This is a genomic window from Corynebacterium sp. HMSC035E02 (assembly GCF_001836065.1).
Taxonomy (GTDB): Bacteria; Actinomycetota; Actinomycetes; order Mycobacteriales; family Mycobacteriaceae; genus Corynebacterium; species Corynebacterium hiratae.
In genome coordinates, this window is record NZ_KV827320.1 from 1 (window position 1) to 9,555 (window position 9,555).

Below are 9,555 nucleotides of genomic sequence, written 5' to 3' on the forward strand. Positions count from 1 at the left end.
TCAACGCACTCTAAAACCGGAAGGGCCGGTAAACCTCAAGCTGATTCCGATGATCGCAATTGTTTCTAGTGGCGATAGGGCGCCTTCAACGGCAAGATCCGCGGAGACCATAATGAGAGCCACGATGAAGATCTGCACTACTATGCCGTTGAGTAGCAAAGCTAACGTGGATACGCATAGCTCGCGTATTCGTGCTTTATGGTCGATTTCTAGTGCTTGCTCTAGTGGCGCAAAAACTTGTGATTGTCCTGCCGCACGCAGGGCTGGTTGACGGTTAGCAAATTCTACGATGCGCTGGGAGAGCTCTTTACTCGGCCCCAGTGCGCGGTTCGATGCTTTCTCACGAATCCATGCAGCCAACTGCATCACCACGAGCGCCAATGGTGCGATGATAAGAAGGACCAAGCCCAGCTTCGGGTTCCAGAAACACGCTCCTACTAACAAGGTGACAAGTGCCGCGCTATCGCGGTATATCGTTCCTTGAACATGCGCAATGGTCTCGGACGCCACCATAAAGCGATCTGAAACGAGGCGAGATAGGCCGCCGGTATTAGCCGGTACGAACCAGCCGAGCGGTAGCGTTGCTAATTTATCGCCCACAGTCGTGTGCGCGGCTCGGATGAAATCCAAGGCCGTGTGGTAAGAGGCCAGGGTTGCGAAAAATCGTAGCGCAAAAGCTACGAGCGCAATTGCCAAAAGCGTCCACATCCATGGTGCGATCGTCGTATCCCCATCGAGTGCCTTTGTAAGTGGCACGAGCGTGAGAACGGCGAGGCCATCAAGCACGCCAACGATAAGCGATAGACAAGCATACCTTTTATTGAGCTTATGGCCTACAGGACTTTGCAGCTTTTTGACACTGCGAGTGAGTAGCGGATCACGAAGACGCGAACTAACAGGCGTAGTGGCATTAGACATGAGAATTATCCTTCATAGGCTTGAGGCAGATTATTTGGTCTGCTCCTTGGATGGACTCCGGCTTGTGGGCGATGACTAAGACGGTCTTGCCTCTGACGAGTGTGGCTAGAGCTGCTTGAATTTCTGCTTCGCAGTCAGGATCAGTTGCCGCAGTAGCTTCATCCAGGATCAAGATTGGGGCATTGGTAATGATTGCCCGGGCAATAGAAATGCGTTGCTGTTGTCCACCGGATAAAGAGGTGTCTTCACCAACAACGGTGTCGAGCCCAGCCGGTAAAGCGCGAATATCAGCAGCTATGTGCGCAGCCTCTGCGGCTTGCCAGATCTCTTCATCGCGGGCTTCTGGGCGTGCAAGGCGAATGTTTTCCCGAATACTCATACGCAGTAAGTGAGGATCTTGTAAGACGAAAGCCACAATGCGGTACAAACTGTCGAAAGTGAGATCACGGATATCCACGTTGTTGATAGTGATTGTGCCCGAATCTGGATCCTGGAAACGCGCCAGCATCGTTGCTGCTGTGGATTTGCCAGACCCGGAGGGGCCAATCAATGCCGTGACAGTGCCTGCATTTAGTTGCGCAGAAAAGTCTTGGAGGACTGGTTTGTCTGGGGCGTAGCTAAAGCTGACCTTATGGAACTCCACCTCCATGTCTTGACTACTGGCATCGAGGCTCTTTTGGCCTTCTTTCACATGGGAAATTGTCATGACTTCATCAAGGCGCAACGCCGCATTGCCAGCGAGCTGGTAAGACCACATCATTTGGCCGACGGTTTGAATCGTGCCCGGTATCACCAGCGCAATTAACGTTGTTGCGATGACTTCAGCGACCGTGACATAGCCACCAGCTATCAGCAGGGAACCGGCTCCTACATTGATAAGGATGAGGACAGGAACCGCCACCACAGACTCTGAGATTGCGGAAACACGCAGAAGCGGACGTACCCACTCGTAATAGAATTCCGCGAATTTTTGGGCAGCTTCGCGATATCGAGCGTGGGCTTTGCCAACGGTGCCGAAAGCCTTGACGACGGAAATACCTTCGGAGAACTCCACCGCAGTCGCAGAGACCTCACCCAGATAATTATCCATTTCCGCAGTTTTTGTGCCCATATCTTTCATTGAATACGCTTGGATTGCTAGGAAAATGGGCACAGTGGCAATAGAAAGTAGACCAAGGCGCCAATCCAAGATAAAGGCATAAACCAGAAGCGCGAGGGGCGTAAAGATCGCGGCGACCTTCTCTACAGGAGCATGGGCTGTCAGGGTGTGCAGAGTTAACGTATCGTCCTCGACGGCTTTGCGGACTTTGCCGGAATTAGTCTGGCTAAACCACGAGAGTGGTGCTTTCGCAATAGCGGTAATAATTCGGCGCCGGTTAATCCCCACCAGCTTTGCATCAGCGAAGTGGGTGATCGCAAGGGCAAGGAAATAGAAGAATAGCTGTCCCAAAAATGCAGCAAGTAGCCATTTCACAATGGACGCGACGTCATCAGTATTGCCGTCGATTAGAGCATTTCCCAGTGCCACCAACGCGACGTAGGGTGCTACGGCCAGTACCGAGGATATAAGCGAGAGAAACTGTGCGAAGTAGATGGTTGTTTGCACTGGGGCCAGTAGCTTTTTTAGAGCGACCTGCCCGGCTTTTAGTTTTGCGCGAGCCTCTTCTTCCGGTGACGCACCGTGTGATTCTGGTGCGTGGGTTCCGCTTGATTCTGTGGAACTTTGTTTTACTTCAGACATTACTTTCTCAATTCTTGTTGATGTCAGTCATATCGATGATTCTGGTGACTGATTCTTGGATGAATTCGTGGTCATGGGTGATGACGATGACCACTGCTCCGCTTGCTGCAAGAGATCGAAGGAGCGCAGAGATGGATTGCAGTTGGCGCCAGCCCACGCCAGAGGTAGGTTCATCGAAGATGTAGACCTCTGCTTGCTTGGCTTGGGCTGAAGCTATGGCTAAGCGTTGCCGTTGCCCACCGGACAGAGACTGCGGATGCCGTTGGGCCATTCCTGCCAGATCGAGGCGATGGAGAATCTCATTGACATCGATATGGTCCCGCTTCTTCTTTGCCAGTCCGAGCGTTACTTCTTCTTCGGTGGTGGCTGCGAATAACTGGCGGCCAACATCTTGCATCACCATGTACGCGGTACGTCTGCGGGCAGCCGCTCCTACTCGTTTGCTGTTCAAACGAAGACTACCGCCGCGTTTGGGAGAAGCAAGACCACAAATGATCCTGGCGAGGGTGGTTTTTCCAGCGCCGTTGGGCCCGATTAAGGCGGTGACTTCGCCGCTGGGGAAAAATACGTGGTCAATGTTTGGCACCTCATGCGTGCCATAAGAAAAACAGATGTTGCTTAACTCGAGTCCGCTCCGCTGGGGATCGGCGTTTTCGAGCGTGGGTGGTACCGGCACGCTCGCGGGCAGGGGAACGTGGTGTAAGCTGCGTAGCCCCAATTGTTTGCGTTCGGGTTCGTCTAAGGCATAAAACTCCTGAGCGTGGAAACTCCGCGTTATTTTTCCCTGAGTCAAGTAAATAACTTGGTCAGCGATATCTTTTAAGAAAAAGAGGCGGTGATCAGCGATAATGATCGTTGTGCCTAATTCCTTCAAGCGGTGTAGCGCGCGTGCAAGAATATCGATGCTTTCCATGGAGAGATTGGACGTGGGTTCATCGAGAAGCACGAGACTGCCCGGGGACACAAGCGCGCATGCGCATGCCACGTTTTGTAACTGTCCACCGGATAATTCTTTGAATCGCCGGCCCCGAAGATCGTTAATGCCTAGTAGCTCGACCGCTGATTGAATCCTCGACTCAATTTCTGTGGGATCCACACCAAGGTTTTCTAGCCCGAAGGCCAATTCTGCATTGACGCTTTCAGTGAAAAATTGTGTCCTTGGATTCTGGAATACTGAGGCGCTGAACTCGATGGCTCGGGACAGCGGTTCTTCCGCAGGGTTAAAAGCCTGGTCATCCTTTATAATAGTGATGGCGCCTAGTAGCTCTCCTGGATTGAAATGGGGGATGAGTCCGTTGATCAACTTGAGTACCGTGGACTTTCCCGATCCGGAATCACCGGTAATCAGTAGACACTGTCCTGGAGAGACAGAAAAAGACACATCAGATACACCTTGAATGCCTGGCCGAGCGCCCAATGGATATGTAAAAGAAGCGTTGTGGGCGTTTACACTGGTTGCGATACTGCGTTCGTTCATAAGTGGACCTCCGTGGGGAGCCAGACAGAGGCAACAATGAGGCCCAACCCAGCTAGTGCAGTTGCATCGACAAGCTTGAAGGAAAGATCGGCGGTGGTGGTTGGGCGTGTGGGGCCTCCCAATCCGCGGACAAGAGCAGAGGCAGCGAGCTCATCACCAGCGCGGACGACGGCGCCTAATAGGGGGATGATCAGCATCGCGGACGATTGTGTGGGCTGTGTGATCCAGCTTTTTACTCCAGGCTGGAGACCCCGAAGGACCATGGCATCGCGGATCGCTTTGGCTTCTGCCACGATTATCGGCAAAACGCGCAGGAAAACCGCCGGTGGAATGGTGGCCCAGCCTGGTAAACGCAGGTCCCGCAGTGCTGAGGTCAACGTGGATGGTGTGAGAGTGAGCAAGCCGAATGCGCCGATGGACATGCTGATGACAAAACGGCTTAGCCACGAAAAAATTGCCGCTGAAAAAGCGAAAAATGTGGAGCCAGGAAGCTGTAATAGGCCCCAATACCCTAGATAGGATAATGCAAAAGCGAACAGGCAAATAAGACCATAGTGTGGCTTTACTGTAGCTAGTGCGATGGAGCTGAAGGCGATAGAAATCAGCAGTGTCGGTAGGTGGCCGTGGCTGAGAGCTACCGCATTGATTACTAGAACAGAAAGCAGCACGGTCCGTGGATCGATCGAAGATCGACGAAGCACGCCCTGTTTTTGCAGGCTCACAGGAGACCAGCGCTTTCAAAGTGTTTGCGGCTGACGCGAACTCCGACCTTTCCTCCGATAAAGCCGACGATGAGCGCACAAATGGCCAGTACTCCAATGGTCCATGGCTGGAAGATATCCGACATAGCATCGGCGTATTCTTGACCCATTTGGTCTGCGATATCGACGTAGTATGAGTCCGTATCCAGAATTAGCGGGATAAAAGGCAAAGAAATCCAGACACAGAAGATGCCGTAGGCAATAGGGAAGGACTTGGCAATACTGAGGTGGCTTTTTGTAATAATCAAATCTGCGATAAACCCAAGAATTATGCTTCCCAGCAAGGTCCAGAAGTAGTGTCCGGTGAGCATGAATGCTAATCCGTTAATACCACCGACGAGGGTGAAAGCACCCATTTTGGACGTGCGGACGGCATAAAGCGCTAGCACGATTCCGTTTGCGATTGCCGCGATAAACCATCCAATAAACATGAATTGTGGTCCTGCGAATCCAATCATTCCGCTTATAAAGGTGATTACAAAGTAAAGTGCAGCAAAGATGCCAGCGTTGATGAGATCTCTGGTGTTTAAACGTGCCGTCGACCCACTGGATGAGCTTGTACTCCGTGCGGGCGTAGAGGACTGTTTGGTCATAGTAAACCTCGATTCATGAAAATCAGGCAAGGTAAGGCTTGCCTAATACATATAATACTGTTTATAAACTATTTCTAGTATTGATCTGAAGGTTCACCCTTAATGGGGGCGAATGCAGATAAGCTGACATCAAACCAGAGCACGACTACCGACTACGCACCGACAAAGTAGGCACGAACGGCAAGACAGCACTGCGATGGGGCGACAAACTACGCCGCCTCTACATCGGACGCCGATGGGGCGGAGAACCCATCACCATGGTCTGCGTCGACAACCACGTCGACATCAAAATAACCGCCACCGGGGCACAAATCGCCGCCTACACACGCACCGAGGAAAAGATCTATTACAACAAGAAAGACAACGAACTCAACCCCAACGGGGCAACTAAAAACAAAAAATTTCGAGACACCGACCGGAACGATGTCTCGAGACTTCACAGCGTGCCCCAGAGAGGATTCGAACCTCCGACACCGGCTTTAGGAGAGCCGTGCTCTATCCCCTGAGCTACTGGGGCAGGGGGTGCGTTGCGCACCTAGGTAAGACTAGCAGCCCTGCTTAGGGCGGCGGTAAACGCGTGGCCTTTGGTCGCGCTGGCTGCGGGGGGGGGGGGCTTATTCGCCGGCCAGCTCCGCGTACTTGGCGCGGACCTCGCTAGCAGCGGGATTGGTGGCGTGGGTGCCGTCGGAGTAGAGGACGGTGGGCACGATGCGGTTGCCGTCGTTGACGGACTCAATCCACGCGTTGATGTCTTCGGTGCCTTCGGCTTCGGCGTCGACAAGCGCGTGCGGGGTCTCCGTGCGGTTGAGTGCGGAAATGAGGCGCTGGCAGAACGGGCACCAGTCGGCAAAGAAGATGGTGACGTGCTCAGTGGTTTCGGGAGTGGCAACGTTGGTGCTCATTATGCAGCAGCCTTTCTGTCGTAGGTGAGGAAGCGGTATTTCATGGGCAGCTCACTCGGCGGCTGCCCGGGGATGGTGAGGTGGCCAGATTCGGAGGTGAGCCAGTCGGTATCGGCAGATAGGCTGAATTCCTCCGGCACTTGCGGGGCCAGGACGGCATCTGCTCCGTAGGCATCGCCCACCTGCACGCCCATGAGGGTGAGCTCGATTGTATCCACGCGGTCGAGGGCGGAGTTATAAAGCTGGCCGCCGCCGATGATCCAGGCGTCGCCGGGCGCGGTTTCGAGTGCCGCGTCGAGGTTATCCACCACGGTGGCACCCGCGGACCACTCGCCAGGTTCGCGGCGGGACAAAATGATGTTCTCCCGACCGGGTAGCGGGCGGAACTTGGGGTTGAGGGATTCCCACGTCTTACGGCCCATGATGACGGGCGCGCCCATGGTCACTTCCTTGAAATGCTTGAGGTCCTCCGGCACGTGCCAGGGCATGACCACGCCGTCACCAATGACACTGTCGAGGGACTGAGCCCAGATTGCGCCCAGCATTAGACGGACACCTGAGCCTTGATAGTGGGGTGGGGGTCGTAGCCGATGACCTCAAAATCATCGAAGTCATAGTCAAAGAGGCTTTCGGCCTTGTGGAGGTTAAGCTGCGGGTATTCGCGGGGCTCGCGGGAGAGCTGTTCCTTGACCTGTTCGATGTGGTCGTTGTAGATGTGGCAATCCCCACCGGTCCAGATGAGCTCGCCCACCTCGAGGCCTGCTTGCTGGGCAAACATGTGGGTCAGCGCGGCATAGGAAGCCAGGTTGAAGGGAACACCGAGGAACATGTCCGCCGAGCGCTGGTAGACCTGCATGGAGAGTTTGCCGTTTGCGACGTAGAGCTGGAAGAGCAGGTGGCAGGGCATGAGCGCCATCTTGTCCAGCTCAGAGACGTTCCATGCGGAGACCAAGTTGCGGCGCGAGTCCGGGTTGTTCTTGAGCGTGTCCAGGGCGACCTGGATCTGGTCGATGTGCTGGCCATCCGGAGTGGGCCAGGAGCGCCACTGCACGCCGTAGACAGGGCCCAGCTCGCCGTCCTCATCGGCCCACTCGTTCCAGATGCGGACCTTGTTCTCCTGTAGCCATTTCACGTTAGACTCGCCGCGCAGGAACCACAGCAGCTCACCAATCACGCCGTGGAAGTAGACCTTCTTGGTGGTCAGGAGGGGAAAAGACTCCGCCAAGTTATAGCGCAGTTGGGCGCCGAACAGGGAACGGGTGCCGGTACCAGTGCGGTCGCCTTTGGGTGCGCCTTCTTCGAGGACACGGCGCAGGAGGTCCTCGTACGGTGTTTTGAGGGATGAAGAAGCAGCGGGAGTTTCACTCATGACGTCCAAGTGTAGAGCGTTCAAAAAGTCTTAGGTAGTGAGGTAGGGCTACTAGTGGTTGGATTTGTCACTACGCCGACTGAGCTTGATGAATAGCCTTTAATGCTTCGTCGGTTGGGGTCGCCTGCCATGCGGATTTAGCTCCGGTAAGAATGGAGGGACGGTCCCACAGGTAGCTCATTTCTTGTAGGCCTCGCAGGTCCGTGCTGACAATGCCACCTAGCTTCAGCATCCATGGTCGAATCGTGATGGGGGAGTGTTGGCATCCGGCGCTTCGAGCAAATTCAGCTTGGGTGAGTGCGGGCGCGCAAGGCGTGGAAGCTATAGGGGGTGTCGATTCGTTCAGTAGTGCGTCAGCTAGCGCACGGGCGAAGTCGGGAAGGTACGTGACCGAGTGTTTAGCGTGTGCGTTAAAAAGAGCAAGGGGACGCTTCTTCCCGATGATGAGCTGATGGTAAACGCATCCGGGGCCAGCATCTGGTCCGTACAGATCGGCCGCGATTACCGAGGTAGTGCGCGAGGGAGAGGCTAAGCGGTTCTCGATTAGGGTCGCTCGAACACCGGGTTTGCCATTGTGGGATCGGGTGAGGGGCGTGTCAGGCGAAATTACCTCGTAAGTCTGGTCGAACCCATACATCGATTCGGGAAAGACAACGGGGATGCCCCGTTGGGCGGCTACCTCTAGCACGGTTTCTTCAGCTGGAATGAGCAGGTCGCGCCACTTTTGTGCGTCGTATGGGGCATGGATGCAGTGGGCAATTCCGTCGATCTGTTCTGGATAGGCGTCACTGTGTGTTGCATCGCCTTTCTTGAACTGCACGTTCCTACTGGCGGCGAAATGGGGCTGCCATCGCGTCATGATTGTGCATGTGTGCCCTCTTTTAGCGAGTTCGCGTGAAAGTGATCGGCCCACGGGGCCTGCCCCGGTGATGAGAAAATGCATTAGGTGACCTCTGCTCTAAATAGTGACTAGTGCTCTCTAATTCTATAATTGCAGTTATTCAGATTCAAGAGCAGTGCTCTCTTTCTTGTTGATATAGTTTCTATATGTCAATGACCCCAAGAGCGCGTGCTCGCGAACAGACGATGTTGCGCATTGTTGAGGTAGGGCGGGAGCAGCTTGATAAAGGCGGCCCAGAAGCCTTGAATCTTCGTGCAATTGCACGTGATTTGGGGATAGTTTCTTCGGGTATCTACCGCTATGTGCCCGACAGGGCCCACCTATTAACGATGCTGATCGTTGATGCGTTTGAAGCACTTGATGATGCCGTTGTGCGGGGAATCGGTGAGGCTACTGAGACGCGGGACAGATTCCTGCGCCTTGTGTTTGCTATGAGGGCGTGGGCTTTGGAGTTTCCTCAAAGGTGGGCGCTAATTTATGGCACGCCCATCATTGGATACGAAGCGCCAGTTTCAGAGACTACGGTCGCGGGTACAAAAGTTAGTCGGCGTCTGGCCGAGTTGTTAACTGAGGCCTCGGTTGAACAGTTAGAACCGCGTTCCTCTCAGTTCTCGCGCGACCTTGCCGCAGCCGCTGATGAGCTTGATGTAGAACTTTCCGCTGACGTCATGGAAAAGGCGCTTGAAGCGTGGATAAGTATTATTGGCGTAATAAATGCCGAGGTATTTGGATACCTCGGCAAAGACACGCTGCATGACCACCACGAGTTAAATGCTCGAATGGTCTCTCGTCTTGCAGATGAGTTGGGGATTTAACCTAGCTGTGCTGCATAGAAAGGTAACGCAGCACGAGAAACCTAGTAATGTTATGTCCATGGACTTTTTGGACACGGA

Annotated in this window: 10 protein-coding genes, 1 tRNA gene and 1 pseudogene; 2 read left to right on the forward strand and 10 right to left on the reverse strand. The window is 54.1% G+C overall.

Annotated features, from left to right (window positions below):
* Genes HMPREF2635_RS03220 through HMPREF2635_RS03240 form a run of 5 tightly spaced genes read right to left on the reverse strand, consistent with a single transcriptional unit; the run spans position 1 to position 5,490 of the window.
* Positions 1 to 918: an ABC transporter transmembrane domain-containing protein gene (locus HMPREF2635_RS03220; protein WP_246824840.1), complete on the reverse strand. Its 918-nt coding sequence runs from the start codon at positions 916 to 918 to the stop codon at positions 1 to 3.
* Positions 911 to 2,659, reverse strand: coding sequence for an ABC transporter ATP-binding protein (locus HMPREF2635_RS03225; protein WP_070510464.1), 1,749 nt, complete (start codon positions 2,657 to 2,659; stop codon positions 911 to 913). The genes HMPREF2635_RS03220 and HMPREF2635_RS03225 overlap by 8 nt, the downstream gene beginning before the upstream one ends.
* 7 nt (positions 2,660 to 2,666) lie before the next feature.
* The gene (locus tag HMPREF2635_RS03230; protein ID WP_070821262.1) at positions 2,667 to 4,136 is read right to left on the reverse strand and encodes an ABC transporter ATP-binding protein; all 1,470 of its coding nucleotides are present in this window, start codon (positions 4,134 to 4,136) and stop codon (positions 2,667 to 2,669) included.
* Entirely contained in the window at positions 4,133 to 4,858 is a 726-nt protein-coding gene (locus HMPREF2635_RS03235) for an energy-coupling factor transporter transmembrane component T family protein (RefSeq protein WP_034969655.1), read from the reverse strand. Before HMPREF2635_RS03235 ends, HMPREF2635_RS03230 begins: the two co-directional genes overlap by 4 nt.
* On the reverse strand, positions 4,855 to 5,490 hold the full coding sequence (locus HMPREF2635_RS03240; RefSeq protein ID WP_070447309.1) for an MptD family putative ECF transporter S component: 636 nt from the start codon (positions 5,488 to 5,490) through the stop codon (positions 4,855 to 4,857). Before HMPREF2635_RS03240 ends, HMPREF2635_RS03235 begins: the two co-directional genes overlap by 4 nt.
* A 140-nt stretch (positions 5,491 to 5,630) precedes the next feature.
* Here HMPREF2635_RS03240 and HMPREF2635_RS12900 point away from each other — a divergent pair.
* A pseudogene (locus HMPREF2635_RS12900) lies at positions 5,631 to 5,891 on the forward strand (IS481 family transposase); the annotation flags it as partial.
* A 43-nt stretch (positions 5,892 to 5,934) separates the two neighbouring features.
* On the opposite strand, the gene HMPREF2635_RS03250 reads toward HMPREF2635_RS12900, so the two are convergent.
* From HMPREF2635_RS03250 to HMPREF2635_RS03270, 5 genes are all read right to left on the reverse strand, one after another.
* Positions 5,935 to 6,007, reverse strand: a tRNA-Arg gene (locus HMPREF2635_RS03250).
* Positions 6,008 to 6,104: 97 nt separating this feature from the next.
* Positions 6,105 to 6,392, reverse strand: coding sequence for a glutaredoxin domain-containing protein (locus HMPREF2635_RS03255; protein WP_070510462.1), 288 nt, complete (start codon positions 6,390 to 6,392; stop codon positions 6,105 to 6,107).
* A complete protein-coding gene (locus HMPREF2635_RS03260; protein ID WP_070510460.1) occupies positions 6,392 to 6,937 on the reverse strand; it encodes a dihydrofolate reductase in 546 nt (181 codons plus the stop codon). Before HMPREF2635_RS03260 ends, HMPREF2635_RS03255 begins: the two co-directional genes overlap by 1 nt.
* Positions 6,937 to 7,761, reverse strand: a complete 825-nt coding sequence (locus HMPREF2635_RS03265; RefSeq protein ID WP_070510458.1) for a thymidylate synthase — start codon at positions 7,759 to 7,761, stop codon at positions 6,937 to 6,939. The genes HMPREF2635_RS03260 and HMPREF2635_RS03265 overlap by 1 nt, the downstream gene beginning before the upstream one ends.
* Before the next feature lie 70 nt (positions 7,762 to 7,831).
* The gene (locus tag HMPREF2635_RS03270) at positions 7,832 to 8,704 is read right to left on the reverse strand and encodes an NAD-dependent epimerase/dehydratase family protein (protein ID WP_070510456.1); all 873 of its coding nucleotides are present in this window, start codon (positions 8,702 to 8,704) and stop codon (positions 7,832 to 7,834) included.
* 104 nt (positions 8,705 to 8,808) lie between these two features.
* Between HMPREF2635_RS03270 and HMPREF2635_RS03275 the strand changes: the two genes are divergently transcribed.
* Positions 8,809 to 9,477 (forward strand): TetR/AcrR family transcriptional regulator, encoded by a 669-nt coding sequence (locus HMPREF2635_RS03275; protein ID WP_070510454.1) that lies wholly within the window; start codon positions 8,809 to 8,811, stop codon positions 9,475 to 9,477.
* The last annotated feature ends 78 nt before the right edge of the window (positions 9,478 to 9,555 follow it).

Coding starts and splice junctions, on each gene's coding strand:
- HMPREF2635_RS03260 (WP_070510460.1), bottom strand. CDS start 6,937: ATGCTGGGCGCAATCTGGGCTCAGTCCCTCGACAGTGTCATTGGTGAC.
- HMPREF2635_RS03230 (WP_070821262.1), bottom strand. CDS start 4,136: ATGAACGAACGCAGTATCGCAACCAGTGTAAACGCCCACAACGCTTCT.
- HMPREF2635_RS03265 (WP_070510458.1), bottom strand. CDS start 7,761: ATGAGTGAAACTCCCGCTGCTTCTTCATCCCTCAAAACACCGTACGAG.
- HMPREF2635_RS03240 (WP_070447309.1), bottom strand. CDS start 5,490: ATGACCAAACAGTCCTCTACGCCCGCACGGAGTACAAGCTCATCCAGT.
- HMPREF2635_RS03275 (WP_070510454.1), top strand. CDS start 8,809: ATGTCAATGACCCCAAGAGCGCGTGCTCGCGAACAGACGATGTTGCGC.
- HMPREF2635_RS03220 (WP_246824840.1), bottom strand. CDS start 918: ATGTCTAATGCCACTACGCCTGTTAGTTCGCGTCTTCGTGATCCGCTA.
- HMPREF2635_RS03225 (WP_070510464.1), bottom strand. CDS start 2,659: ATGTCTGAAGTAAAACAAAGTTCCACAGAATCAAGCGGAACCCACGCA.
- HMPREF2635_RS03270 (WP_070510456.1), bottom strand. CDS start 8,704: ATGCATTTTCTCATCACCGGGGCAGGCCCCGTGGGCCGATCACTTTCA.
- HMPREF2635_RS03255 (WP_070510462.1), bottom strand. CDS start 6,392: ATGAGCACCAACGTTGCCACTCCCGAAACCACTGAGCACGTCACCATC.